Source organism: Pseudomonas sp. C5pp, from assembly GCF_000814065.1.
Lineage (GTDB): Bacteria > Pseudomonadota > Gammaproteobacteria > Pseudomonadales > Pseudomonadaceae > Aquipseudomonas > Aquipseudomonas asiatica.
In genome coordinates this window covers 1-25,566 of the sequence record NZ_JWLN01000005.1, presented here as the reverse complement: position 1 = coordinate 25,566, position 25,566 = coordinate 1, and the positions used below count along the sequence as shown (strand labels likewise).

32 protein-coding genes are annotated in these 25,566 nt (G+C 60.3%); 21 read left to right on the top strand and 11 right to left on the bottom strand.

The genetic code is table 11. From position 1 onward, the window contains the following. Positions 1-272: 272 nt before the first annotated feature. From RR51_RS05455 to arsJ, 5 genes are all read left to right on the top strand, one after another. Entirely contained in the window at positions 273-629 is a 357-nt protein-coding gene (locus RR51_RS05455) for a metalloregulator ArsR/SmtB family transcription factor (protein WP_039612841.1), read from the top strand. A gap of 115 nt (positions 630-744) precedes the next feature. Then, positions 745-1,806, top strand: a complete 1,062-nt coding sequence (gene arsB / locus RR51_RS05450; protein WP_039612840.1) for an ACR3 family arsenite efflux transporter — start codon at positions 745-747, stop codon at positions 1,804-1,806. Positions 1,807-1,810: 4 nt separating this feature from the next. Continuing rightward, a complete protein-coding gene (gene arsH, locus RR51_RS05445; protein WP_039612839.1) occupies positions 1,811-2,527 on the top strand; it encodes an arsenical resistance protein ArsH in 717 nt (238 codons plus the stop codon). 23 nt (positions 2,528-2,550) lie between these two features. Next, the gene (locus RR51_RS05440; protein WP_039612838.1) at positions 2,551-3,555 is read left to right on the top strand and encodes an ArsJ-associated glyceraldehyde-3-phosphate dehydrogenase; all 1,005 of its coding nucleotides are present in this window, start codon (positions 2,551-2,553) and stop codon (positions 3,553-3,555) included. 9 nt (positions 3,556-3,564) lie between these two features. Continuing rightward, positions 3,565-4,788 (top strand): organoarsenical effux MFS transporter ArsJ, encoded by a 1,224-nt coding sequence (gene arsJ / locus RR51_RS05435; protein WP_039612837.1) that lies wholly within the window; start codon positions 3,565-3,567, stop codon positions 4,786-4,788. Positions 4,789-4,912: 124 nt separating this feature from the next. Here the strand turns inward: arsJ and RR51_RS05430 are convergent, their stop codons facing one another. After that, positions 4,913-5,914: a zinc-dependent alcohol dehydrogenase family protein gene (locus RR51_RS05430; protein ID WP_039612836.1), complete on the bottom strand. Its 1,002-nt coding sequence runs from the start codon at positions 5,912-5,914 to the stop codon at positions 4,913-4,915. A 106-nt stretch (positions 5,915-6,020) separates the two neighbouring features. Between RR51_RS05430 and RR51_RS05425 the strand changes: the two genes are divergently transcribed. Beyond that, positions 6,021-6,920, top strand: coding sequence for a LysR family transcriptional regulator (locus RR51_RS05425; protein WP_039612835.1), 900 nt, complete (start codon positions 6,021-6,023; stop codon positions 6,918-6,920). Between the two features lie 100 nt (positions 6,921-7,020). Here the strand turns inward: RR51_RS05425 and RR51_RS05420 are convergent, their stop codons facing one another. Next, positions 7,021-7,872 (bottom strand): LysR family transcriptional regulator, encoded by an 852-nt coding sequence (locus RR51_RS05420; RefSeq protein WP_039612834.1) that lies wholly within the window; start codon positions 7,870-7,872, stop codon positions 7,021-7,023. Positions 7,873-7,982: 110 nt separating this feature from the next. On the opposite strand from RR51_RS05420, the gene RR51_RS05415 reads away from it, so the two are divergent. Further along, complete coding sequence (locus RR51_RS05415) at positions 7,983-8,363, top strand: cupin domain-containing protein (RefSeq protein ID WP_003256754.1); 381 nt, start codon at positions 7,983-7,985, stop codon at positions 8,361-8,363. Between the two features lie 92 nt (positions 8,364-8,455). Here the strand turns inward: RR51_RS05415 and RR51_RS05410 are convergent, their stop codons facing one another. After that, entirely contained in the window at positions 8,456-9,667 is a 1,212-nt protein-coding gene (locus tag RR51_RS05410) for a M24 family metallopeptidase (protein WP_039612833.1), read from the bottom strand. Between the two features lie 199 nt (positions 9,668-9,866). Further along, positions 9,867-10,430 carry a hypothetical protein gene (locus RR51_RS05405; RefSeq protein WP_039612832.1) on the bottom strand — a complete coding sequence of 188 codons (564 nt, stop codon included), beginning with the start codon at positions 10,428-10,430 and terminating at the stop codon, positions 9,867-9,869. A gap of 331 nt (positions 10,431-10,761) precedes the next feature. On the opposite strand from RR51_RS05405, the gene RR51_RS05400 reads away from it, so the two are divergent. The 3 genes from RR51_RS05400 (at position 10,762) to RR51_RS05390 (ending at position 14,244) form a co-directional block, all read left to right on the top strand. Then, entirely contained in the window at positions 10,762-11,535 is a 774-nt protein-coding gene (locus RR51_RS05400; protein WP_023660546.1) for a creatininase, read from the top strand. A gap of 83 nt (positions 11,536-11,618) precedes the next feature. After that, a complete protein-coding gene (gene gabP / locus RR51_RS05395; RefSeq protein WP_039612831.1) occupies positions 11,619-13,004 on the top strand; it encodes a GABA permease in 1,386 nt (461 codons plus the stop codon). A gap of 223 nt (positions 13,005-13,227) precedes the next feature. Next, a complete protein-coding gene (locus tag RR51_RS05390; protein ID WP_039612830.1) occupies positions 13,228-14,244 on the top strand; it encodes a GlxA family transcriptional regulator in 1,017 nt (338 codons plus the stop codon). A gap of 120 nt (positions 14,245-14,364) precedes the next feature. Here the strand turns inward: RR51_RS05390 and grxC are convergent, their stop codons facing one another. Further along, positions 14,365-14,619, bottom strand: a complete 255-nt coding sequence (grxC, locus tag RR51_RS05385; protein WP_039612829.1) for a glutaredoxin 3 — start codon at positions 14,617-14,619, stop codon at positions 14,365-14,367. Positions 14,620-14,632: 13 nt separating this feature from the next. Further along, positions 14,633-15,151, bottom strand: coding sequence for a carboxymuconolactone decarboxylase family protein (locus RR51_RS05380; protein ID WP_003256746.1), 519 nt, complete (start codon positions 15,149-15,151; stop codon positions 14,633-14,635). A 130-nt stretch (positions 15,152-15,281) separates the two neighbouring features. On the opposite strand from RR51_RS05380, the gene RR51_RS05375 reads away from it, so the two are divergent. Beyond that, on the top strand, positions 15,282-16,112 hold the full coding sequence (locus RR51_RS05375; protein ID WP_039612828.1) for an AraC family transcriptional regulator: 831 nt from the start codon (positions 15,282-15,284) through the stop codon (positions 16,110-16,112). 48 nt (positions 16,113-16,160) lie between these two features. Here the strand turns inward: RR51_RS05375 and RR51_RS05370 are convergent, their stop codons facing one another. Both RR51_RS05370 and RR51_RS05365 read right to left on the bottom strand, forming a co-directional pair. Next, a complete protein-coding gene (locus RR51_RS05370; RefSeq protein ID WP_013972210.1) occupies positions 16,161-16,646 on the bottom strand; it encodes a glycine zipper domain-containing protein in 486 nt (161 codons plus the stop codon). A 199-nt stretch (positions 16,647-16,845) separates the two neighbouring features. Continuing rightward, on the bottom strand, positions 16,846-17,541 hold the full coding sequence (locus tag RR51_RS05365; protein ID WP_039612827.1) for a DUF2238 domain-containing protein: 696 nt from the start codon (positions 17,539-17,541) through the stop codon (positions 16,846-16,848). A gap of 226 nt (positions 17,542-17,767) precedes the next feature. Between RR51_RS05365 and RR51_RS05360 the strand changes: the two genes are divergently transcribed. Further along, positions 17,768-18,988 (top strand): zinc-dependent alcohol dehydrogenase, encoded by a 1,221-nt coding sequence (locus tag RR51_RS05360; RefSeq protein ID WP_039612826.1) that lies wholly within the window; start codon positions 17,768-17,770, stop codon positions 18,986-18,988. 288 nt (positions 18,989-19,276) lie between these two features. Here RR51_RS05360 and RR51_RS05355 read toward each other — a convergent pair whose 3' ends face one another. Next, the gene (locus RR51_RS05355; protein ID WP_004376302.1) at positions 19,277-19,510 is read right to left on the bottom strand and encodes a PLDc N-terminal domain-containing protein; all 234 of its coding nucleotides are present in this window, start codon (positions 19,508-19,510) and stop codon (positions 19,277-19,279) included. Between the two features lie 186 nt (positions 19,511-19,696). Here RR51_RS05355 and RR51_RS05350 point away from each other — a divergent pair, with 186 nt between their 5' ends. From RR51_RS05350 to RR51_RS05320, 8 genes are all read left to right on the top strand, one after another. Further along, on the top strand, positions 19,697-20,200 hold the full coding sequence (locus tag RR51_RS05350) for a CinA family protein (protein ID WP_013972207.1): 504 nt from the start codon (positions 19,697-19,699) through the stop codon (positions 20,198-20,200). A 36-nt stretch (positions 20,201-20,236) separates the two neighbouring features. Beyond that, a complete protein-coding gene (locus tag RR51_RS05345; RefSeq protein WP_039612825.1) occupies positions 20,237-20,743 on the top strand; it encodes a hypothetical protein in 507 nt (168 codons plus the stop codon). 9 nt (positions 20,744-20,752) lie between these two features. Continuing rightward, positions 20,753-21,196, top strand: coding sequence for a DUF421 domain-containing protein (locus RR51_RS05340; protein ID WP_004376294.1), 444 nt, complete (start codon positions 20,753-20,755; stop codon positions 21,194-21,196). A gap of 148 nt (positions 21,197-21,344) precedes the next feature. Next, the gene (locus tag RR51_RS05335) at positions 21,345-21,809 is read left to right on the top strand and encodes a hemerythrin domain-containing protein (RefSeq protein ID WP_039612824.1); all 465 of its coding nucleotides are present in this window, start codon (positions 21,345-21,347) and stop codon (positions 21,807-21,809) included. After that, entirely contained in the window at positions 21,809-22,054 is a 246-nt protein-coding gene (locus tag RR51_RS05330; protein WP_023661906.1) for a hypothetical protein, read from the top strand. The genes RR51_RS05335 and RR51_RS05330 overlap by 1 nt, the downstream gene beginning before the upstream one ends. Before the next feature lie 45 nt (positions 22,055-22,099). Then, entirely contained in the window at positions 22,100-22,249 is a 150-nt protein-coding gene (locus RR51_RS31030; RefSeq protein ID WP_161795735.1) for a hypothetical protein, read from the top strand. A gap of 86 nt (positions 22,250-22,335) precedes the next feature. After that, positions 22,336-23,445 (top strand): mechanosensitive ion channel family protein, encoded by a 1,110-nt coding sequence (locus tag RR51_RS05325; protein ID WP_039612823.1) that lies wholly within the window; start codon positions 22,336-22,338, stop codon positions 23,443-23,445. 106 nt (positions 23,446-23,551) lie between these two features. After that, positions 23,552-23,899: a hypothetical protein gene (locus RR51_RS05320; RefSeq protein ID WP_039612822.1), complete on the top strand. Its 348-nt coding sequence runs from the start codon at positions 23,552-23,554 to the stop codon at positions 23,897-23,899. An 18-nt stretch (positions 23,900-23,917) separates the two neighbouring features. Here the strand turns inward: RR51_RS05320 and xth are convergent, their stop codons facing one another. Both xth and RR51_RS05310 read right to left on the bottom strand, forming a co-directional pair. Further along, positions 23,918-24,712 carry an exodeoxyribonuclease III gene (gene xth, locus RR51_RS05315; RefSeq protein ID WP_013972201.1) on the bottom strand — a complete coding sequence of 265 codons (795 nt, stop codon included), beginning with the start codon at positions 24,710-24,712 and terminating at the stop codon, positions 23,918-23,920. After that, positions 24,709-24,951: a hypothetical protein gene (locus RR51_RS05310; RefSeq protein ID WP_003257678.1), complete on the bottom strand. Its 243-nt coding sequence runs from the start codon at positions 24,949-24,951 to the stop codon at positions 24,709-24,711. The genes xth and RR51_RS05310 overlap by 4 nt, the downstream gene beginning before the upstream one ends. Positions 24,952-25,243: 292 nt before the next feature. On the opposite strand from RR51_RS05310, the gene RR51_RS05305 reads away from it, so the two are divergent. Then, entirely contained in the window at positions 25,244-25,474 is a 231-nt protein-coding gene (locus RR51_RS05305) for a hypothetical protein (RefSeq protein ID WP_003257675.1), read from the top strand. Positions 25,475-25,566 lie beyond the last annotated feature (92 nt).

Here is a 25,566-nt window from a genome sequence, read left to right as displayed (position 1 = left end):
TGTCGAGGCGTCGAACCGCCGCGAACACCGGCGCAGCCGGTGCCAACCACCGCGTTGAATTCTTCGCGGGCACGCCCGCTCCCACAGAGGCCGCGTCGCGCTTGCGAATTGACTTCTGCGCGACAGCGCAGCCCAAAGGGCTGGGCGATCTCCTGCAAGGCCTTCTTTTCGTCTGCAGGAACCAATCTGGCAGGCCTTGCAATACATGCGAAAAATCGTATATTTGAAAAACCATATATATCAAGCATGAAAAGCAAACACCGAGAACTGCCATGACTGACTCGCTGACCCCGACCCAGGTCTTCAAATGCCTCGCCGACGAGAACCGCATTCGGATGATGCTGCTGATCGCTCGCGAGGAAGAGCTGTGCGTCTGTGAACTGATCTGCGCCCTGGAAGAAAGCCAACCCAAGGTTTCTCGCCACCTCGCACAACTGCGCACCTGCGGCCTGCTTGAAGACCGCAGGCAGGGCCAATGGGTTTACTACCGCCTGCATCCAGAGCTTCCCGCCTGGGTACGCGATGTCCTGGTAACCACGCTGGATGCCAATCGCGAATGGTTGAGCACCAGCGCCAAACGACTGGACACCATGGGTGACCGCCCTCAGCGCGTCGCTGCCTGCTGCTGACCACTGCCGAGAAAAAAAGGCATTTCTCGCATTGCCTTTCGAACAACTGGATGCCGCCCGGCTCAAGGCCGAGCTGGCGATCATCGGAACGCTCTGACGTTCAGGGAGATACACCATGAGCAAAAGCCGGCTTTCCTTCCTCGACCGCTACCTGACGGTCTGGACCTTCCTGGCCATGGGCCTGGGGATCGCTCTCGGAAGCCTGTTCCAGGGGTTGCCAGCGTGGCTGAACAGGCTGTCGGTGGGCTCGACGAACATCCCCATCGCAATCGGCCTGATCGTCATGATGTACCCGCCATTGGCGAAGGTGAAATACGAGGAGTTGCCACAGGTCTTCAAGGACAAGCACATCCTTGCACTGTCGCTGATCCAGAACTGGGTGATCGGCCCGGTGCTTATGTTCGGGCTGGCAGTAGTGTTCCTTTCCGACAAGCCCGAGTACATGACCGGCCTGATACTCATCGGCCTGGCGCGTTGCATCGCCATGGTGTTGGTATGGAACCAGATCGCCGGCGGCAATAACCAGTACGTGGCCGGCCTGGTCGCCTTCAACAGCATTTTCCAGATTCTGTTCTTCAGCGTGTACGCCTGGATCTTCCTGGGCCTGCTGCCGCCACTGTTCGGCCTGGAAGGTAGCGTCATCAAGACCAGCTTCCTCGATATAGCCCAATCGGTGTTGATCTACCTGGGTATCCCGTTCCTGGCCGGTTTCCTGACCCGCAAGACCCTGATCAGCCGTAAAGGCGCCACCTGGTACCAGGAGCACTTCATTCCGAAAATCAGCCCGCTGACCCTCGTGGCGTTGCTGCTGACCATCGTTGCCATGTTCAGCCTGAAAGGCGACATGGTGCTGCAACTGCCGCTGGACGTGCTGCGCATCGCCATCCCGCTGACCATCTATTTCGTGGTGATGTTCTTCTTCAGCTTCTGGATGGGCAAGCTACTGGAGGCCGACTACCCCCGCACCACTGCGCTGGCCTTCACCGCGGCAAGCAACAATTTCGAACTGGCCATTGCTGTGGCCATCGCCACCTTCGGCCTCGCCTCGCCGGTCGCGTTTGCCACCGTCATCGGGCCCTTGGTGGAAGTGCCGGTACTGATTTCGCTGGTTGGCGTGGCCTGGTGGCTCAAGCGTCGCTGGTTCGATCAGCCATCTGGCGCCTTGTCTCAGGAGTGAAACCATGACCGAACACCACATTCCCAACATCGACAACGACTTGGTCGATCTGCCGACAGCCGAGAAACTGGCGATCGCGCAGCAGTCCACCCACAAGCCTCGCATCCTGCTGCTGTACGGATCGACCCGCGAACGCTCGTTCAGCCGCCTGCTGACGGAAGAAGCGGCGCGCCTGCTGGAGCACTTCGGTGCCGAGACGCGCATCTTCAATCCGACCGGGCTGCCACTGGCGGATGACGTGCCCGATGACCACCCCATGGTCAAGGAACTGCGCGATCTGGTGTTGTGGTCCGAAGGCATGGTCTGGTGCTCGCCGGAACGCCACGGTGCAATGACCGGCGTGTTCAAGTCGCAGATCGACTGGATCCCCCTGAGCATGGGCGCCGTACGGCCGACCCAGGGAAAGACCCTTGCAGTCATGCAGGTATGCGGTGGTTCGCAGTCGTTCAACGTGGTCAACCAGTTGCGCGTGCTTGGCCGCTGGATGCGCATGTTCACCATCCCTAACCAGTCGTCCGTGCCCAAGGCCTACCTGGAATTCGACGAAGCGGGCCGCATGAAACCGTCCCCGTACTACGACCGTGTCGTCGACGTCATGGAAGAACTGGTGAAGTTCACCCTGCTGTTACGCGACCGCGCCGACTACCTCGTCGACCGCTACTCCGAGCGCAAGGAGTCGGCCGAGGAATTGTCCAGGCGTGTCAATCAACGATCCATCTGAAGTCACAACTCGAGAACGAGACCATGGCAATCAAAGTAGGCATCAATGGGTTTGGCCGTATCGGTCGCCTGGCGCTGCGCGCGTCCTGGGGCTGGCCGGAATTCGAATTCGTCCAGATCAATGACCCGGCCGGCGACGCCGAGACCCACGCCCACCTGATCAACTTCGATTCGGTCCACGGCCGCTGGCAGCGTGAAGCCGGAGCAGAAGGCGACTCGGTGGTGATCGAGGGCAAACGCATCAAGGTCACTGCGAACAAGGCGATCGCCGACACCGACTGGTCAGGCTGCGACCTGGTCATCGAAGCCAGCGGCAAGATGAAGTCGGTAGCCGTGCTCCAGGCCTACCTGGACCAGGGCGTCAAACGCGTGGTGGTCTGCGCGCCAGTGAAGGAGAAAGGCGCGCTGAACGTGGTGATGGGCGTCAACCAGCACCTGTTCGACCCGGCGCAGCACCGTATCGTCACCGCCGCTTCCTGCACCACCAACTGCCTGGCCCCGGTGGTCAAGGTGATTCACGAGAACCTGGGCATCCGCCACGGCTCGATCACCACCATCCACGACCTGACCAATACCCAGAGCATCCTCGATACACCGCACAAGGACCTGCGTCGCGCCCGCGCCTCGGGCATGAGCCTGATCCCGACCACCACGGGCTCGGCTACCGCAATCGCAGAGATCTTTCCTGAACTGCGCGGCAAGCTGAATGGGCACGCCGTACGTGTACCGCTGGCCAACGCCTCGCTGACCGACTGCGTGTTCGAAGTGGCACGCGAGACCACGGCCGAAGAGGTAAATGCGTTGTTGAAGGCGGCTGCCGAAGGCCCGTTGAAGGGTATCCTGGGCTACGAACAGCGACCGCTGGTGTCCATCGACTACCGCACCGATCCGCGGTCCTCCATCATCGATGCGCTATCGACCCTGGTGGTCAATGGTACCCAGGTGAAGATCTACGCCTGGTATGACAACGAGTGGGGCTACGCCAACCGCGCAGCGGAACTGGCCCGAATGGTCGGCACGGCGGAGTAACCGGCAATCATGAAGGCGTTGTCAGCCCTGCCTGCACACGTGCGTCAGTACCTGCTGGTTACCGGCAACTACTGGGCCTTCACCCTCACCGACGGTGCGTTGCGCATGTTGGTGGTACTGCATTTCCATACGCTGGGCTACACGCCGCTGCAGATCGCGGCGCTGTTCCTGTTCTATGAAGTGTTCGGCGTGATCACCAACCTGGTGGGCGGCTACCTCGGCGCCCGCCTGGGGCTCAACCGCACCATGAACATCGGCTTGGGCATGCAGGTGCTGGCCTTGCTGATGCTCACGGTACCAGCAGCCTGGCTGACAGTGCCCTGGGTGATGGCGGCACAGGCGCTGTCCGGCATCGCCAAGGACCTGAACAAGATGAGTGCCAAGAGCTCCATCAAGCTGCTGGTGCCAGGCAGCCAGCAAGGCACCCTGTACAAGTGGGTGGCCATCCTGACGGGCTCGAAAAACGCGCTCAAGGGCGTGGGTTTCTTCCTTGGTGGCGCCCTGCTCGCCCTGCTCGGCTTCACCCTGGCGGTGCTGGCCATGGCGACGGTACTGGCATTGATCTGGCTCGGCAGCCTGATCCTGCTGAAGAAGGACCTGGGCAAGGCCAAGGCCAAGCCGAAGTTCCGCGACATGCTGTCCAAGAGCCGGGCCATCAACATTCTTTCGGCCGCACGGCTGTTTCTCTTTGGCGCCCGTGACGTCTGGTTCGTCGTGGCATTGCCGGTGTACCTGACCACGGCCTTTGGCTGGGACTTCTGGCTGGTCGGCGGCTTCCTGGCTGCATGGATAATCGGCTACGGCATCGTCCAGTCGCTTGCCCCCCACATCACTGGCAAGAAACGCGGCCAGGTGCCCGACGGTCGCGCGGCTTTCATCTGGGCGATCGCCCTTGCCGGGCTGCCGGCGCTCATCGCCGTGGGCCTGTCGGCAGGCTGGTCGGCCCAGGTGATAGTGCTTGGCGGGCTGATGCTGTTCGGCGTGCTGTTCGCCGTTAATTCGTCACTGCATAGCTACCTGATCGTCAGCTATGCCAAGGAAGACGGGGTATCGCTGGATGTGGGCTTCTACTACATGTCCAACGCGCTAGGGCGGCTGGTCGGTACGCTGCTTTCCGGCTGGGTATTCCAGGCTTACGGGTTGGAGGCCTGCCTGTGGATCTCCACAGTATTTGTTCTGCTGGCAGCACTGATATCGAGTGCATTGCCAAGGCATGCCAGCGATTGCAATTGACCCACTCAGCGTGTGCCATAGAATCGCGTACCCCGAGATCTGCTCTCCAGCACGACAAAGTCAGGGGGCCGCTCGGTAAAGCGGCCCCCATCGGCGGATACCTTGGCGTTCAACGTTCTCGGTTCTATTCGCTCAACAACTGGATGATTGTCTTGCCCTTGGCGCGGCCTTCTGCGACCTGGCGGAAGGCGTCGTTTACCTCGTCCAGTGCGAACCGTTGCCGATCCACCCGGATCGTCAGTTGCCCCGCATCTGCCAGCTTGGCCGCCTCGCGCAGGATTGCGCCATGGTGTTCGCGGCCCTGGCCCGTGAGCAACGGGGCCAGGGTGAACACCCCCGAATAAGTGGCGCTTCTGAACGAGAGCGGCGCAAGACTGTGCTCGCCCCAACCAAGGCAGCTCACCACGTGACCGGTATAGGGCTTCACCGCCTTGAATGACGCATCCAGCGTGCTACCGCCCACAGTGTCATAAACAATGTCGAAACCTGCCCCTGCGGTATGTTGCTCGACGTAGGACTCTACGCTCTGCGCCTGGTAGTCGATCGCCGTAGCGCCCAGTGAACGTATGAAATCGAGGCTGCCGGCCGAACCGGTGGCACAGACTTTGGCCCCGCGAGCTTTCGCCAGCTGGATGGCCATCTGGCCTACCCCACCTGCACCACCGTGAACAAGCACGGTGTGGCCAGCCCGGACATTGGCTCGATCAACCAGACCTTCCCAGGCGGTGATGAACACCAAAGGCAAGGCTGCTGCCTCGTGCATGCCCAGAGTGTGCGGTTTTGCTGCGATCAGCCGGGCATCCACGGCGATGTATTCGGCCATGGTGCCCTGGGCCCCGCCGATTCCGCCGGCCATGCCGAAAACCTCCTGGCCGAGCGTGAAGCCCTCTACCGCCTCGCCCAGTTCGACGACCGTACCGGCCAGATCCAGACCAAGCACCGCTGGCAGCGCCTGACGGGCGTGCGCCCCTGCACCAGAGGCAATCTTGGTATCGAGCGGGTTTACTCCAGCGGCGTGAACGCTGACAAGGACCTGGCCTGGAGCGGGAACCGGGCGAGGAATGCGGCGAACGACCAGTGGGGCTTGGGCGGACTCGGCGATGGCGGCAAGCATGGTCTGACTCATGACGGATACCTCTGTTCAGTGGATGCATACAGGTTGCGCCCTCTCACCCATTCCGATAAGAAGCTGAATTTGCATATTACTCATTCCCAGTAGAGGCCAGGTGGCAATGGATCTGTTCGACAGCATGCGCATCTTCGTACGCGTCGTGGAGCGTGGGTCTTTCTCGGCAGTGGCCCGGGAGCTGAACATGGGGCAGCCGGCAATCAGCAAGCAGGTCCGTGCGCTGGAGCAATACCTGGGCGGGCCAGTATTCGCCCGCAGCACCCGCCACCTGGCGCTGACCGACCAAGGGCAACGTTTCTACCGCCACTGCCAGGAAATTCTCGGTCAACTGGAAAGTGCCACACGCAGCTTTGCCAGTGGCCAGGAACAGATAGCGGGCCCCCTGCGCGTCGCCGCACCGGTCAGCTACGGACGCTTGTGCATAGCGCCTCTGATCGGGACTTTTCTGCAGCGCTATCCCGATGTGCGGATTGACCTCCGGCTGAACGATCACAACGAAGACCTGCTCATGGAGAACCTAGATGTGGCGATCCGGATAGGCGTAGTGAAAAACGAGGGCCTGGTGGCGCTACCGCTCGGCAACACCCTGCGGCAGGTATACGCCTCGCCTGCCTATCTGGAACGCCACGGCCTGCCACTGGAGCCTGGCGAACTGGCAAACCACAACTGCATCGGCTTCACGTTGCTGGAGCATTACGATCGCTGGCGCTTCACACGGAGGTCGGACGCGTTCGATATCGCCATCACAGGCAACGTCACCAGCAACAGCAGCGAGGCCATTCGGGAAATGGTGCTGTGCGGTTTGGGCATCTCCCTCTCCCCACAATGGCTTTTCAAAGCAGACGTTGAACGCGGCAGCGTGCTAAGCGTGCTTGACGATTACAAAGCCACGGCACTGCCCGTCAGCGCGGTGTTCAGCCGCGAGCGGCGACATTCGGCACGGGCGATGGCCTTCATCGACTTTCTGCGCGAGCACCTGCACGGTCTTGCGCAAGAGCCGTAGGCCTGCGTCAGTCGGGTACACAGGCGTGGAGCAACGTCAACAAACAATCTGGCCCTGCTCATTTTGGACCGGCTTCGCAGTGATGAGAAACGCAGCCGTCTCAGCGCTTGAAATGTTCCCGGATAATGTCCGCGAGGCCAGAAACGGAACGACTGGCATCCTCGACCGTCTGCAACCGCACGGCGAACGCGGGCAGTGTCGGTAACCCACATTCGGGTGCAGCCAGGCTGATATCTTCAGGAACGAGACTTTGCAGCCATGGCGTAACCGCCAGCCCGTTGCGAACCATGGTCAACGTGGTATCGACCGACGCATTTTCAAATACCGCCTTTGCCTCGATACCTGCTTTGCCAAGACACCGGAAAACGGTGTCGCGAAAGGCGCAATTCGCCGTCAGGAAGCACAGAGCCAATGGGCGCCGTGCCGATGCGGTCTCGCTGCCCAGCCACACCAGCTGATCAACAGCCAGGCGTTCGCCCAACTCGACATCAACCGGGCCTTGGCTGAGCACCAGATCGAGTTCGCCCGTGGCGAACACCTGGTCGAGGTCCACGGACGAAGCACTGAAGATCTTTACCTCGGCCTTGGGGAAGGCATCACCGAACGCCTTCAGCACGGGAGCAAGCGGCGCGCCAGCCATATCGAACGGGAGCCCGAGACGCACCGGGGCGTCTGATTCCCTGGCCCCGACACTGGCGCAAAATGCATCATGCATCCGCAGCAGGCGACGAGCGTCGGGCAACAACGACCTCCCCTGCCAGGTCAGGCTACTGCCTTGAGTGTCACGCATCAGCAATGGGCAGCCGAGGAATGCCTCCAGTCGCTTGATTCGCTGGCTGACAGCCCCTTGTGTCAGGTGCAGCCCTACCGATGCAACACTCATGCTTCCGGTATCCGCCACTTCGACAAAGGCCCTGAGCAGCGCCAGATCAAGGGTGTGGTTCTTGTTCATGCCAGGCCATTAGCAGTGTTAATACCGGTATTGTAATTCGTCGATACGCAAAAGCCACGCGCCGCTCTAGATTGCAAGCCTCAGACTGACTTGCAGAAGGGAGTACGCGCATGATCAACACGGTGGACAGCATCAACCTGCAACATGAACTGGATACGCTGACCGGATACTGGAAGCCCAAGGTCATCGGCCGCGTCAACAACCATTTCATCAAGATTGCGAAATTGAAAGGCGCGTTCGTCTGGCATGCCCATGAACATGAAGACGAAATGTTTACGGTGGTCTCTGGCACGCTTCGCATCGAGCTCGAAAGCCGCACCATTGTCCTGAACGCAGGAGAATTCTGTGTGATTCCAAAGCAAATGCGACACCGGCCGATTGCCGAGGAAGAATGTGCGGTCATGCTGATCGAAACGGATACCACCCTCCACACCGGTGCAGAGACTTCATCACTCACGGTTTCGATAGAGGAGCAGTTATATCCGGCGTAATTCAGTCAACCGCGGTTCACGCCTTCAGGCGCACCGCGCAAATCGCCGGCGCAGGGAGAAAGCCGCACAGGGTGACTGTGCGGCGGGTTCAGTCACTTTTTGATGATGTTGTGTTCCGGACCGTACGGGAACTTGGTGATGTTTTCACTGCCGTGCTCATTGACGATCAGGATGTCGTGTTCACGGTAACCGCCAGCTCCCGGCAGGCCTTCGGGCAGCATGATCATCGGCTCGATCGACACCACCATACCCGGCTCGAGTACGGTGTCGATGTCCTCACGCAACTCCAGGCCTGCCTCGCGACCATAGTAATGGCTCAGCGTACCGAACGAGTGGCCGTAACCGAACGTACGGTATTGCAGCAGATCGTGCTCCAGAAAGATCTCGTTCAGCTGCAGCGCGATGTCGCTGCAGCGCATGCCGGGCTTGACCAGTTCAAGGCCAGCCTCATGCACCTTGACGTTGACCTCCCACAGGCGCAGGTGCTCATCGGAACAGTGGTCCAGGAAAAGCGTACGCTCCAGTGCGGTGTAGTAACCCGCGATCATCGGGAAGCAGTTGAGGCTGAGGATGTCGCCCTTGTTGACCTTGCGCGAGGTCACCGGGTTGTGGGCGCCGTCGGTATTGATGCCCGACTGGAACCAGGTCCAGGTATCCATCAGCTCGGAGTCCGGGTAGGTGCGGGCGATTTCCCGCACCATCGCCTGGGTAGCGTGCAATGCCACTTCGTACTCAGGTACCTGGTCACGCAGGGCCTCCACCACCGCAGCGCCACCGATGTCGGCTACCCGGGCGCCCTGGCGGATGATCGCGTGTTCTTCAGCCGACTTGATCATGCGCATGCGCATGCACGGCGCGGCGATGTCCACCAGCTGGGCCTGCGGGTAACGGCTGGCCAGTTTGTCCCGGTTCATCAGGTTCAGGTGGTCGAACTCGATGCCGATGCGCCCGGCCTTGGGCAGTGCCTGCTGAATCGCGACAAAATAGTTATCACGCTGCCAGTCGGTGTAGATGATGTTGTCGGTACCGACCGTACGGCGCCATGGCTGGCCACCATCGATGTTGGCACTGATCGACACGACGGCTTCCTGAGTGACAACCAGTGCATAGGGGCGGCCAAACGAGCAGTACAGGAAGTCGCTGTAGTAGTTGATATTGTGGTAGGAGGTAAAGACCGCAGCATCGATATTGTTTTGTGCCAGGTAAGTGCGCAATTTGGACTGACGGTTGGCATATTCCTGTTGCGAGAACGTCGGTTTGACTTTTTCGCCGTTCTTGATCTGAATGGTTTTTGGCATTTGCATGTTTTTTATTCCTTGTAGTTAACAGCGGAGAAACTTGTTTATCGGTGCCACTGGTGACTATTCGACCAGATAAGCCGAATGTTTTTTTGCGCGAACCCGACCCGTAAATGACCAGATCCGTCGCCATGTAAACGAGGCCAAACACCGCAAAGGCGACGCAGAATTCGAGGCGCCAGCGCAATCAACCGATAGTGAGGATTCAGTGGGGTCGGTGCGCGAACAAGCGCTCGAGAAGATGCCGCGAAACGCCGATCAGCGTTGCCAGTTCGCTGACTCCAAGCAGGTGGGATGTAGACGGCGGGAACAAAGCCAGGGTCTTCTTGACCTGGTCCGAAACACTGGCCGGTGCATGCACACATTTGATCTGGCCGACAGGCAGGTCTGCGTGATCGTCAACGGTGGGCAACCACCACGTCATCTGTTTTGCCGCACAGCGCACCTTCGGCCCCGATACACGGTGGCGCAGGTGCGGGGTGCCTGTGCGTGAACGCATTTCATCACCCGGGCAGAGAATGAGTATATCCAGCGGTTTTGCCTGGCTCAGTTCCACGGTGGCCGTGGAAATGCCGTTGCTGGCCTTCAACGGCCGGCCGCCAAGGCTGATGATCTGCCACTGGCACACTTCGCACCGGGCAGTTTCATTGGCGATGCGCAACGGCTCCAATGCGGCGGCCAACGCATAGAAATCAAACCCTTCATTCAACAGGAAACCAATGCGCACTGTGCTTGCCAATGGCTGGCCCACTTCGGTCAATTGCTGCATGTACTACCTCCAACTTTACCCACGCAGCGTCTACTGCGAACAGTAATATTGTCCCGGTAGTTGCTTGGCCAGATATGTCAGATTTCGACCCCTAATTGCCAGGCAGAATGGGCAAACAAATCAGTTCGTCCGACATGAACGTTTTCGCCGCCCCTGAACTCGTGCATCAACGCATGCCGTGACCGAAGGGATAGAGCCACGGCAGCTTTTGTCAATTCCAGGTCGGAAACTGACAATTCCAGCCGATGGCGATCTGATCAAATTGGGACATCTGCTACTGCTGCAAACCGGACGAGCTTTTGCAATTACAAGAACATAGAGAGACCACCCGATGAACGATAGCGTTGTAATTGGCGAACTCACCTGGCCCGAGTACGCCCGGCGTGTTGCATCCGGCAGCCCGATATTCTTGCCTGTAGGCGCCCTGGAGCAACACGGCCACCACATGTGCATGGAAGTGGATGTACTGCTACCGACCGCGCTGTGCAAGGCCGTAGCGCGCAATGTCGACGGCCTGGTGCTCCCCGCATTGGCCTACGGCTACAAGTCGCAGCAAAAATCGGGCGGCGGAAACCACTTTCCCGGCACCACCAGCCTGGATGGCGCAACACTGACACATACCATCCAGGACATCATCAGGGAGCTGGCCCGGCACGGCGCGCGTCAGCTGGTGATGATGAACGGGCACTACGAGAACTCCATGTTCATCGTGGAAGGCATCGACCTGGCGCTGCGCGAACTCCGTTATGCCGGCATCACCGATTTCAAGGTCGTGGTCCTGTCCTACTGGGACTTCGTCAATGCACCTGAGGTCATCCAGGAACTCTACCCTGACGGATTCCTCGGCTGGGACATTGAACACGGTGGCGTCTTCGAGACTTCGTTGATGCTGGCCCTGCACCCCGAGAAAGTCGACCTGGCCCGTGCCATCGATCATCCGCCAGCCACCTTCCCCCCCTACGATGTGTTCCCGATCATTGCCGAGCGCACGCCGGCGTGTGGAACCTTGTCATCGCCAAAAGGCGCCAGCCGCGAGAAAGGCGAACTGATTCTGCGTGTCTGCACCGAAGGCATCAGCAACGCTGTCCGCGAGGCATTCAGTTAAGCGCCGCAACACCGCATTGATCTACCAGAGCACGATTCGCATTAGCTGTTAACCCGCCATCTATAACAACAAGGGTAATGATAATGTCCAGCCATTCAACTCTGGCCCCCGGCCTCAAGCAGCGCCACGTCACCATGCTCTCGATAGCCGGCGCTATCGGTGCCGGCCTTTTCATCGGATCGGGGCATGCAATTGCAGCGGCCGGCCCAGCGGCCATCCTGGCCTACATCATGTCCGGCACACTGGTTGTGCTGGTCATGCGCATGCTCGGTGAAATGGCAGTTGCTTCCCCTGATACCGGTTCGTTTTCCACCTATGCCGAACGCGCAATGGGTCGTTCGGCCGGTTTTACCATTGGATGGTTGTACTGGTGGTTCTGGGTGCTGGTCATTCCCATCGAGGCAATTGCCGCAGCGGCAATCCTGCATGCCTGGTTCCCCGCGATCGAAACCTGGGAATTCGCACTGGCCGTTACTGCCCTGCTGACCTTGACCAACTTGTTCAGCGTTGCGCGCTACGGGGAGTTCGAGTTCTGGTTCGCCATGCTCAAGGTCATCGCCGTACTGGCCTTCATCGCCCTGGGTGCGCTGGCCCTGACCGGCGTGGTGCCAAACCTCAGCGTCAGTGGCGTGGCCAAGCTGAGCAACGACTTCGGCGGTTTCATGCCCAACGGCATGGCAGCGGTGATTGGCGCCATGCTGACCACGGTGTTCAGTTTCATGGGCACCGAAATCGTCACCATCGCCGCCGCAGAATCCAAGAACCCCTCCAGACAGATCACCCGCGCTACCAACTCGGTCGTGTGGCGCATGGGCATCTTCTACATCGTCTCGGTGTTCCTGATCGTCTCGATCGTGCCCTGGAACGACCCCATGCTGGTGCAGGTCGGCTCCTATCAGAGGGCCCTTGAGCTGATGAACATCCCTCACGCCAAGATGATCGTGGATGTCGTCGTGCTGATTGCCGTGGCCAGCTGCCTCAACTCGGCAATCTACACCGCATCGCGCATGGTCTACTCGCTGAGCAGACGTGGCGACGGCCCTGCCGTTCTCCAGCGCACCTCATCGGCCGGTGTGCCATTCGTCGCGGTCATGGCCAGCACCGCTGTAGGCTTCCTTACCACCGCGTTGAACTACTTTGCACCGGACGAGGTGTTCTCCTTCCTGCTGGCGAGTTCCGGTGCCGTGGCACTGCTGGTCTACCTGGCCATCGCGGTATCGCAACTGATCCTGCGCAAGCAGATGGCTCGTCGAGGTGAGGTCATGGCCTTCAAGATGTGGTTGTTCCCCTGGCTGAGCTACTTGGTCGTCGCCTCCATCATCGGGATTCTGGCAATGATGCTGATCATGCCCGGCCACCGCATGGAAGTAATGACAACCGGCGCGCTGGCAATTGCCATCGTGTGCATGAGTTCGATCTTCTCGCCCAGGAAGCGCCCACTACCCCGTGTCGCAACCAAATCGGCCTGAGGCTGGCTCAGCCGCTTCGCCCTGCGAAGGCTATGCGTTCGCAGGGTGTCGCCTTTTTGCGTCAAACCGAAAACAGGGGGCGAATATCGGCCAGTGCGCATCCTGTAGCCTGATTGCTGCGTGTAGTATGCCGCCGCAGGCTTGGAGCCCTTTTACACAAAAAAATGCCTGTATCGGGAGACAGGCGCTGAACACGTCATCTTGCATTGTAGGAGTCGTATTGATGGCTACGCCGAGATCCTCCCCGCTGGCCACGGGTTACCCTGTCGATGCCCCCACACCCAAGATCGTCGGGTTTCTGGTGATCCCCAATTTCACCACCATCGGGTTCGCCTCTGCGGTGGAGACCTTGCGCATGGCTAACCTTGCTGCGCGCAGGGCCATGTTCCAGACACTGATCATCGCCGCCGACATGGAGCCGGTGAGCGCCAGCAACGGCATGCGCATCCTGCCTGAATACACCATCAAAGATGCGCCCAAGCTGGACATGCTGTTTGTGGTAGGGCCAAACCCCATCGTCTCCGACCACAATACCCGCCCCATCGTGAACTGGCTGCGCAAGCTCGCCCATGACCAAGTGGCATTGGGTGGCATTTGCACGGGTAGCCATTTGTTGGCGCGTGCCAATCTGCTCACGGGTTACCGTTGCACCATCCACTGGGAAGATATCGAAGCGCTGAAAGAGCGCTTTCCCGGGATCATCATTTCAAGCCAGTTGTTTGAACTTGACCGTGACCGGTACACCAGCTCGGGTGGGGTGGCATCAATGGACATGTGCCTGCAACTGATCGCACGCGAACCCGGCGGGCGAGAGATTGCCGAACATGCGGCCGAATTGCTGTTGTGCGACCGCGTTCGCAGTTCGCAAGAGCGCCAGCGCGTGCCCCTGCGACAGCGGCTAGGGACGTCCCAACCCAAGCTCAGCCAGGTAGTCAGCATCATGGAGGCCAATCTCGAAGACCCTGTGACTCTGGAAGAACTGGCGCAGTTGAACGACATCTCAGTTCGGCAGTTGGAGCGCCTGTTCCACAAGCACCTGCAAAGTACCCCTAGCCAGTACTACCTTGAATTACGCCTGTCGCGCGCCCGGCAACTGTTACTGCACAGCGAATCGCAAGTACGGGATATCGCCCTTGCCTGTGGTTTCGTTTCGCCGGCGCATTTCTCCAAATGCTACAGCCGTTTCTTCGGCGTCTCTCCCATGGGTGAACGCAAGCAGGTTGCCGCGGCTCAGTGCTGATCATCGACGAATGCAACGAAGCGTCGGTGAAACAGGGATCGCAAGTGACCGCTTTGAACCGTTAGCTGCCCTTGCCAAGGGCGGCTAACGGCCAAAGGCAAATATCGCTGAATCAGCCCTTCAGGCACTGAGCAATGCTTCGAGCTCGCCCTTTTGATCGAGGCATTTCAGATCATCAAAACCTCCCACATGGACACTCCCCACAAAGACCTGCGGCACGGTCCTGCGCCTGGATCGCAGCAGCATCTCGGCCAGATGGTTCGGCGAAGCCTCGATATCGATTTCCACGGCACTGACCCCTTTGTGCGCCAGCAGTCGCTTGGCGCTCACGCAGTAAGGGCAGTGTTGGGTGGTATAGATTGTCACTTGGCTCATGTCGGTTGCCCTCCTAGTGTGCCGACGGCGGGAAGTCGATATCGGTGGTGGCGATGTTGTTCAGGTAGTTGGTCAGGGTCAACAGCGTGACCTGTGCCACCACCTCCACGATCTTGCCATCGCTCAGACCGGCCTCGCGTGCTGCGGCGACCTGATCGTCATTCAATTGGCCGCGGCTTTCGGTGATCTGATGCGCCAGCGCGGCGACCGCGCTGAGCGTGCCACTACGCGCCTGGCTAATGGCCTCATCGCTCAAGCCGGCTTTGGCACCAAAAAAGCTGTGTGCGGCCAGGCAATAGTCGCAACCATTGATTTCCGAGGTGGCAAGCGCAACCACTTCACGCTCCGCGGCGCTCAGTGAGCTCTTGCCCAGAGCTTGGGCGAGGCCCAGGTATCCATTGAGAGCGGCTGGGGAGTGAGCCAGGGTCTTGAAGGCGTTGGGTATGAAACCAAGGCCTTTCTGAATGCCTTCCAGCGCAGTGCGCGAGCCAGCAGGGGCCTGGTCCAGCGAGAGAGCAGCGATACGAGTCATGGTAGTTTCTCCAGTAGGGTGATTAACCAGCTTGTCGATCAAGCCTGGAGTCAATACTAGGGAAGACGACTATCCTTTCGGCTTCAGATCGTCGAATCTATGCAACCGATCGTCCAAACCTGAGCGCCCAATGGACCGACTATCGACACTGCTCAAGCACTTCAACCTGCATGCGTCCACCTTCCACCACGGTGGTTTTTGTGGAACGACCCGCTTTGATGGACAGCAAAGTTCCGGCCACGCGCACCTGCTTCGTTCGGGTCGCCTGACCTTCAGTGACAAACGTGGTCAGCTCATGGAGCTGGCGGAGCCAAGCCTGATACTTGCGGTACGTCCGCAGGAGCATCAGTTGCTGGCGATCGAAGCAGACGAAGCGGAGTTGGTGTGCGCCACCTTGCAGTTCGATGGTGGCGCCAACAATCCGCTGACCCAGGCCTTGCCGGACTTCATCATCAAGCCGTTGGGCGAATTGCAGGGCCTCGATGGCACCCTCGAATGGCTGTTCGAAGAAGCCTTCGGCGACGAGTGTGGACGGGATGTCATTCTCAATCGGCTGTTCGAGTTGATGGTGATTCAGCTGCTTCGCCATCTGATCGCCAGCCGCAGCATTGCTTCGGGGATGATGGCCGGGCTGGCCAATGCACAGCTGTCCCGTGCGCTCGTGGGTATCCATAACGAGCCACAGCACAATTGGACCGTGGCAGAGTTGGCTGACCGCTCAGGCATGTCGCGCGCGAGCTTTGCTGCGCACTTTCGCGAGACCGTGGGTATCACTCCTGCCGATTACCTGGCGAACTGGCGAATCAGCCTTGCCCAGAAACGGCTGCGCGAAGGCCGCCCCATCGCCCTGATTGCCGATGAGGTCGGCTACGAAAGCCCGTCTGCGTTGGCCCGCACCTTTCGCCGCAAGGTGGGTTCAAGCCCGAGGGAGTGGCTACAGCAGAGCACGCATGATGCCTAGCCGAGAGACAGCTGCGGCCAGCCCGGCGATGGGCCAGTAACGCGGGGATCAGTCGTCGTAGCGGTGATTGTTGCGCCAGCCATAATGATGGCCACGGTCGTGGCGGTGACGGCGCCAGCCCCGGTCGTCGTCATCGTCATCATAATCACGGTAGCGATGCCCGCTCTCGTCATCGTATTCCCGGCCCATGTGGTTGCCCAAGGCACCACCCACACCGCCACCGGCTGCTGCGCCGATCATGCTGCCAGTGGTGCCGCCCATCTTGCGACCCACCACGTTGCCGCCAGCTGCACCCAGTGCGCCGCCAATGGCCGCCTCGCCACGGCTGTGCTTGTCGGCACCCACCGCACCACCGGCCGCGCCACCCAGGCCGGCGCCGATTGCCGAGCCGGTGCTGCCGCCGATCGACTGGCCGACTACCGAGCCCAATACTCCACCCAATGCGCCACCTATACCTGCTCCGGTATTGCCGCCTGCCGACGCAACGCCGCTCAGCAGGCCAAGTGACAACAACAGAATCGAGGAGTACTTCATTTGTGAAAGCCTCAGAGGGATACGGAGGCGATCCTGAGGCTCTGGACAGGGGCTTACAATGGAAATCCGACGAGTGACACGACTTGGAAAAATTCTCCAAGTTATTGTTTTCCCGATGGAAACTTAAGGAATTTTCAATGGTCACAGGCTGATTGCAAAAAGCCTTTCCAGTGGTGGAGAAGCCTTTTATTTCTACCCGTTACCCGTGCTCCCCCTCCAAACTCACTACCCTTCTGCCCCAGACCTTGCTTGCCCCAACCCGCTGGATCAACAAGGTGACAAGTGCACCAAGCAAAGCCAGGGCCATGTCCTTTTGTGCATCCCAAGGGTCTTGCTGGGTCGCGACAAAGGCTTGTGCCTGGTCATCACCCAGGTATTGGCCACCTATCCACTCCAGCAGCTCGTAAAGCGCCGATGTGGCGACGACGAAGGAAACAGTACACAACGCCAACCAGCCGCCTCGCAACCGGGCCTGGCGCTGGAGCAGCTCCCTGATCGGCAGGACGAACAAAAGGCCGTAACTCAGATGCACCAGACGATCGAACTGGTTGCGCTGCCAGCCCATCCAGGCATTCAGAGAGTGGTCGGTAAGCGCACGCAGCCAAGCGTCATAGGGGACTTTGGCATAGGTAAAATGCGCTCCTAGCTCGTGAATCGCCAGCATCACCACGATTGCCAGGTAAGCATGCCGAGAAAAGCGCCAATAACGGCTGGTCGCAGCCAAGGTGAGCAGAAGCGCCAGCGGCAAAACGTTTTCGAGCCACCAATCCGCACGATCAAGCGGCGCAACCCCCGAGGCAAGCATCAGCAACATGGCCGATGTCAGCAAGCCCGCGGCTTGGCGTGGCGTGGCCGAAGGGGCAAAGCTTGTTTGCAATGCGGGATTCCTGTTCATGGTTTTACGCTCGGCTTGAGCACGGTTGAGCCTCGCAGGGCAGCTAAAGTTTCCTCCGGGCGCCGGCTTCACCTGATGCCATGCCACCTCAACGACAGTTCTTCATGATGTTGGTGGGGCCAGTAGCACTGAAAATTACCGATGGATGATTCCACCTGAACTTTACCTCCCTCCTTGGCTTCCCCTGCATAGACCACCCGGACCCGCCTCTGCAGGAGATGAACCAATGAGAGCACTGACATACCACGGAACCCAGGACGTCAGGGTCGACAATGTCCCCGACCCACTCATCCAGGACGAGGACGATATAATCCTCCGGGTCACCGCTACCGCCATCTGCGGCTCCGACCTGCACCTCTACCATGGCAAGATTCCACAGACCGAGCCGGGAGATATCTTCGGCCACGAGTTCATGGGTATCGTCGAGGATACCGGCCGCGGGGTGACCAACCTGCAGGTCGGTGACCGCGTGGTGATTCCCTTCGTGATCGCCTGCGGCACCTGTTTCTTCTGCCAACTCGACCAGTTCGCCGCTTGCGAAACGACCAACACCGGCCGTGGTGCAATCATCAACAAGAAGGGCATCCCGCCAGGGGCCGCGCTATTCGGCTATAGCCATCTGTATGGCGGCGTGCCCGGTGGCCAAGCGGATTTCGTGCGGGTGCCCAAGGCCAACGTCGGCCCGTTCAAGGTGCCTACCGCCCTGCCGGACGACAAGGTGCTGTTCCTCTCGGATATCCTGCCCACAGCCTGGCAGGCCGTCACCAATGCGCAGGTCGGCTCAGGCTCGACAGTTGCGATTTATGGCGCCGGGCCGGTCGGCCTGCTGAGCGCAGCCTGCGCGCGCATGCTGGGCGCCCAGACGATCTTCATGGTCGACGACAATGACTACCGCCTGGCGTTTGCCCGCGATGCCTACGGCGTGGTGCCGATCAACTTCGAGCAGGATGACGACCCGGCCGACACCATCATCCGCTTGACCCGCGGCATGCGCGGCGTGGACGCCGTCATCGATGCGGTCGGTTTCGAGGCCAAGGGCAGTACCACCGAAACGGTACTGACCACTCTGAAGATCGAGAGCAGCAGCGGCAAGGCGCTGCGCCAGAGTATCGCCGCGGTGCGCCGGGGCGGCGTGGTCAGCGTGCCTGGGGTCTATGCGGGTTTTATCCACGCCTTCATGTTTGGTGATGCCTTCGACAAGGGCCTGACGTTCAAGATGGGCCAGACCCACGTGCAGAAGTTCCTTCCTGAACTGCTCGAACATATCGAGGCCGGACGTCTGGAACCGGAACTCATCGTCACCCACCGCCTGGCCCTGGAAGAAGCGGCTTTGGGTTACAAGTTGTTCGACCAGAAACAGGACGACTGCCGCAAGGTCATCCTCGTGCCGGGCGCTGCTGCCGGTACATTGGGACCTGACCATGCATTCGGGGGGATACAGCGATGATCGAACTGCCCATAACTCATTGAATTAGCAGGGACCCTGTGGGAGCGGCTTTAGCCGCGAACACCGGCGCAGCCGGTGCCATGCACCGCGGTGAATTCTTCGCGGCTAAAGCCGCTCCCACAGGTTACGCGGACCGCTTGCGTTGCGTTTCATCACGAGCTGTTTTCTGCGCAGTGGAATCATGGGACGTGCCAGTTGACCCATCAGGACGCTGCGCATCATTGTCCCGTTCCTCTTCACCTAGGGTTCCGCTGCGAGGTGCCTCCGATCCTTTCTTCATCTCCCCTCCTACCCCTTGCTATGTTCAGGCGACGACGGCCCGGTACCGCGTTTGATCCCACGCGGCCCAAGCACGCCCCAGATGGCCAGGCCGACAATGGGCAACGCCAACAGCAACAGTGCCCACATCGCCTTCGTCACGTCGCTCTTGTCACTGCGGAAAACACTGACGATGGCCCACAGATCGAGCAACACGATGATCGCTGCAACAGCGATCCAGAAATATGTCACAGGCTCGGTCATGATCGCTTCTCCTCTGTTAGTCCGGCCGCAGCGCGAGGCCCGCACCGCCGCCCTCCTACCTAGAGGAAGCCGGCAAACGGAACAAAGTTCAGGAAGCTTTCCCCACCATTGATGGGTGGCACACAAGCAATGAACCAATCCCGCAGGAAACACGTCCACCAAAAAACAACGCACGAGTGACCGGCCATGACGACCGACCCCGTACTCGAGGCCCTTGATTACCTCAAGGCCCACAAGCTGGTACTGACCACCGCAGAATCCTGCACGGCCGGTGCCATGGTTGCGCTGTTGGCAGCAGTGCCGGGGACCGGCGAGGTTCTGGAAAGCGGCTACGTGGTGTACTCGCCAAGCGCCAAGAAACGCCTGCTCGGCGTCAGCCCACAGACTATCGAACGCTACGGCCTGACCAGCGAGGCGGTAGCCTGGGAGATGGCCCTCGGCGCATTGAAAGACAGCGACGCCACCGTCGCCATCGCCAGCACGGGTGTCGCCGGGCCACAGCCGCAGGATGGCATCGCCCCGGGCACTGTGTGCTTTGCCTGGGCATTTGCCGGCGAGCCTTTGGCGGTATTCACACGCAGCCAGCGCTTTTTTGGCGAGCGCGCGGATGTAATCCGCCAGGGCGCGCTGTACGGGTTGTCGCACCTGGCCCATTACCACCAACGCTGGCTGCGCGGTGAGCGCGCCTGAGGGGCTACGTAAGGGGCTACGTGAGAGGCTGCAAGCATGGACGAAGACGAGTTGGCTTCAAGGCATCACCCCGTCGAGGAAGACATGCGCATGCAGCAGCGGGTCTGGCGATTCGAACGGGTCGGATGGTACGCGCTGGTGCTGGTCGTGCTGCTGGGCCTGGCCGGGCTGTTCGGCAACGGTCCGCTCAGTGACGCCCAGGTCATGAGCGACGACGGCCGGGTGCATGTGGAGTATCAGCGCCTCAGCCGCAGCGGCACCACCGACAACCTGCGCATCACGGTTCGCGGCAATGCCGGGGAGCCTGTGATGTTGCTGCTCGGGGGGACCTTGCTACGCGAAGCCAGCATCGAAACGCTGCAGCCAGAGCCGCAAGTATCGCTTTCCCATGGCAGGTCGCTCCTGCTCCAGCTTGGCACCAGCAAAGAGGGTATCGCCACCCTCTACCTGACCCTGCGCAGCGAACATGTCGGCACTCTCGAAGGTGTTGTCAGCGCCGGCCCAGGCAGCGCAGTGCGTTTCTCCACCTTTCTCTACCCGTAGGAGCGCGACATGGACTCCATTCTTCGTGCGACCGGCATGTACATCGCGCTGATGCTGCTGTTTCGCGTGGCTGGCAGGCGCTCGCTGGCAGACCTCACCACCTTCGACTTCGTCCTGCTGCTGATCATCGGCGAAGCAACCCAGCAGGCACTGCTCGGCGAAGACTTCTCGTTCACCAACGCCATGCTGGTGATCGCCACGCTGATCGTCCTGGATGTCGGCCTGTCGCTGGCCAAGCTCAACTCCAAGCGCCTGGCCCGGCTGGTCGACGGCCACGCGACACTGGTCGTGGATCACGGGCGCTTTCTCCACCACCGAATGCGGCGGGCACGGCTGACCGAAGACGACATTCTCGAGTCCGCCCGGGACAGCCAGGGAATCGAAAGCGTCGGGCAGATCAAGTTCGCCATCGTCGAGCGCAACGGCAAGATCTCGATCATTCCGCAGGAGTGACCCTGCCTGGCCGGCGCAACCTGCACGGATTCCGGTGAGAGCCGCCTTTGGCGACAGCAGTACGCTGATCATCCGCTTTGAACCTTGGCGCGCGGCCCCTACTCCATCGAAGGCAATCGTGATTTTTTCAGCCCCGAAGAGGTGTCGCATGAACGCTATCGATTTGTTGATCCAGGACCATGAGCTGGTGAAGAAGCTGCTGGAGGAACTCTCCTCCACCACTGAGCGCGCGGTGAAAAAGCGCACCGAGTTGCTCGAACGCATCAAGCAGGAGGTAAGCATCCATACCGCCCTGGAAGAAGAAATCCTGTACCCGGCCATCAAGCAGGCCGGCGGCAAGGAAGAAGCGAAGATGTATTACGAAGCCAAGGAAGAGCACCGCACCGTCGACTCCCTGGTGCTGCCGGACCTGCTGCAAACCGAGACCGGCACCGTCGAGTTCGCCGGGCGGGTCAAAGTGATGAAGGAACTGCTGGAACACCATATCGAGGAAGAAGAAAGCGAGCTGTTTCCGAACGCCCGCAAGTTGCTGGGCAAGCAGCAACTGGATGAGCTCGGCCAGGCCATGGAAGCGCAGAAAAAACTGCTCAAGGGCGAACAGCGTGCTGCGTGATGGAAGCCTGGATCGACTTTCTTGAATGGCCTGCCATGGCCCTGACGGTACTTGCCGCCTGGTGCATCGGCTCACGGCGCCCAGGCCGGCGCAAGCTGGGTTTCTGCTGCTTCATTGCCAGCAACGTGCTGTGGGCCGCCTGGGGGTGGCAGGCGCAAGCCTGGGCGCTGATCATCCTGCAGGGTTGCCTGTGCGCCATGAACCTGCGGGGCTGGAAGAAAAACACTGCCGTGGAGCCGGGCTGAACGCCCGGACACATGCCTGAAAGCCCAACGGCGAGGAGCCAGACCATGATCGACCCCAACCAACCCGACCCGTACGTGGACGAAGTACCGCACAACCCGGGCGAGCCTGTGCCTGAACAGGAACAGGAACAGGAGAAGGAAGCACCCGACTGGCCCGAAGGCCAGGTGCCGCCAGAGGAGCAGTCCGACGGCTGAGGCTCACCTGGCGAGCGGCATTGCCTGCTTCGCCGGCAATGCCGCTCCACCAGTCACCCAATCCTATGGAAGGAGGCAAGTGTCTCATGAGTGATCGCATCATCGCCTTGTTCACCGATACCACACTGTTCGGAGTTTCCGTTCTCAATTTGTTGCTGGCACTGACGGTAGCGCTGCTGACATTCGTCGTGGCGCGGGCGGCCATCAGTTTCATGCTGCATCGGGTCAGGCGCTGGTCCGAGCATGACGGCGCGTTCAGCCAGGTGCTGGCCAAGGTGCTCGCCGGGACCAGCAATTTTCTGCTGTTCCTTGCCTCGCTGCTGGTGGGCCTGAGCATGCTCGACCTGCCCGAGCGCTGGCTGACCCGGGTCGGTAGCCTGTGGTTCGTGGTCGCGGCATTGCAGATCGGGCTGTGGGCCAACCGCGCCATCGGCCTGGGCCTGAGTCGCTACTTCGCCCGGCATCGCACCGACGGCTTGAACCAGGGCAGCGCGCTGGCCACGCTGTCGGCATGGGGTGCGCGGGTACTGTTGTGGTCAGTGGTGCTGCTGGCGATGCTGTCCAACCTGGGCGTGAACATCACCGCCTTCGTCGCCAGCCTGGGGGTAGGCGGTATCGCTGTTGCACTGGCCGTGCAGAACATCCTCGGCGACCTGTTCGCCTCGTTGTCCATCGCCGTCGACAAGCCGTTCGAGGTGGGCGACTTCATCGTCATCGGCCCGCTGGCCGGCACGGTGGAGCACGTAGGGCTGAAGACCACACGCATCCGCAGCCTGGGCGGCGAGCAGATCGTCATGGCCAATGCCAGCATGATCAGCAGCACCATCCAGAACTACAAGCGCCTGCAGGAACGACGGATCGTGTTCGAGTTCGGCCTGTCGTACGACACGCCAACCGAGGCCGTGAAAAAGGCACCCGCCATCGTCGAGGAAGCGATCAAGGCACAACAGCAGGTGCGCTTCGACCGTGCCCACCTGCGCGGCTTCGGCAAGGAGGCGCTGGAATTCGAGTGCGTGTATATCGTCAAGGACCCGGGCTACAACCTGTACATGGACATCCAGCAAGCCATCAATTTCCACCTGCTCGAACGCTTCTCGAAGGTAGGTGCAAAATTCGCCGTACCGGTACGCGCGATCAAGGTCACGGCCTTGCCAGAGGAATCGAAGCGCGGGCCTCAAAGTATTCACGTGGGGTAACTCGCCCCCGTGCATGTCAGCGCGCCATGCATTCCGTCGATTTCACGGCACGCCCGTGGGTAATGCAGGCCGAACAGAGGTGACCAACCCGCAACGGAGTATCGCCATGAAGATCGTGAAGCCTCATTCGTTACTGCTCGCGCTGTGCCTGGGGCTCAGCGCACCTGTGGTGCTGGCAGCCACCGACCTGAACGATCAGCGTGCTCCTGGCACGCAGCCGCATGACAGCGGGCACATGAACAACCAAGGCGGAGCGACCGGCTCCGGCACGCCTGCGGATGCCATGGGGACAGGTTCCGGCGGAACCGATGGCAATGACACTGACAATACCGGTGGCGATGGCACCACCGACCGATCCGGTAGTGACCGCAGTGGATCGGAACGCGGCACCGGGACGGGTAGCGGGACCGGAGGCTCTGGTGGTTCGGGCTCCAGCGGTGGTTCCGGTAGTTGAAGGTTCGCTCGAACTGCCCTATGGCCGGCGACGCGTGCCCAGCTCGATCCAGACGGGCGCATGGTCGCTGGCCTTGGGTTCGTTACGCACCCAGGCATCGACACCAGCCCGCTTCAGGTAAGGCGCGAGCTCGGGGTTGAGCAGCAGGTGGTCGATACGCAACCCGGCGTTGCGTGCCCAGTGGTTGCGGAAATAATCCCAGAAGGTGTAAATGCGCTCGTCCGGATACAGATGGCGAATGGCGTCGAGCCAGCCTTGCTGGAGCAGTTTCTGGTAGCACGCGCGTGATTCGGGCTGCAGCAGCGCGTCCTTCATCCAGGAGCGCGTGTTGTAGATATCCATGTCGGTAGGCACCACATTGAAATCACCCGCCAGCACCGCGGGATGGCCACTGTCATGCAGCCCTTTCACATGGGCGATCAGGCTTTCGAACCAGCGGAGCTTGTAATCGAATTTCGGCCCCGGTTGCGGGTTGCCGTTCGGCAGATACAGGCAAGCCACCAGCACTCCCTGTACCGCTGCCTCGAGGTAGCGGCTCTGGTTGTCGTCCTCCATGCCAGGCAGGCCACGACGTACTTCCAGCGGTTCGCTGCCCCGTGCCAGAATGGCCACGCCATTCCACGAAGGCTGCCCTTGGTAGAGGCAACCATAACCCGCCGTTTCTAGCGCCTGGCGAGGAAACTGCTGATCCGCCGCCTTGAGTTCCTGCAGGCAGGCGATGTCGGGCTTTTCCCGCTCCAGCCAAGCCAGCAGTGCCGGCAGCCGGCTACGAATGCCGTTGATGTTGAACGTGGCAATCTTCAGCGCTTTCATGCGTCGGGGTCGCTGACATGGGCCTGCACGGCATCTTCCAGGGCGCGCACATGGGCGTCATCGGCCAATGCCTTGAGTGCCAGCCAGTCGTCCCAATCGATGGCGCCATCGTCACGCAGCGCCTCGGCGGTGCGCAGCAGTTCATGGTGGTAGGCATCCGGCGACTCACGGCGGTAACTGATGTCGTCGTATTGGGCGTACCAGGCTTCGAGCTCAGGGATGCTGCGTTCAATGCTCATAAGGGAGCCCTCACGGTGTCCTTTGCATTAAGAACCTCAACCATGCAGCGACGTTCAAATCCAACGCTGATCGCTACGTTCAATGATCAAGCGGATCGATATCCTGGATCACTGAGCATCGTTTTTCATTGAATCACCGCGCCGTCACCATTAGCTCCACAAGCAACATCTGGAGCGGGTACATGGCCTCCCCCATTTTCAACTCAATGAGACAAGGCGCTGATGTAGCGGACCTTGGCGATAGCGTTTCCATCGTTTCGTGCGCAGCCATCGACGCCCTGGGGCTTGCACCATGAACTGCGGCCCATTCTGGGTGATCGTTTTCTTCGTGCTCATCAACAACGGCTGCTCGCTGCTGGGCTTCGGTGAAGGCTCGGTGGGAGGTGTGGCGCGGAGTATCGAGTCGCGAACGGAAATCACCATCGCCACCACGCTGCAACGAGCGCAAAAAACCAATGCAGGCGGCCTGCCGCCTGACGATGGGCAGCTGCTACCGGCGATATTTCTATTGGTTCGCGCCTGACCCGTCAGCGGATGGGGCTGGTTCGCAATCTTGGTAGAAGTGAAAGTCCTGAAATTTCTCGACTGCCTGTTCCGGCCCTTTCGCGGGCACGC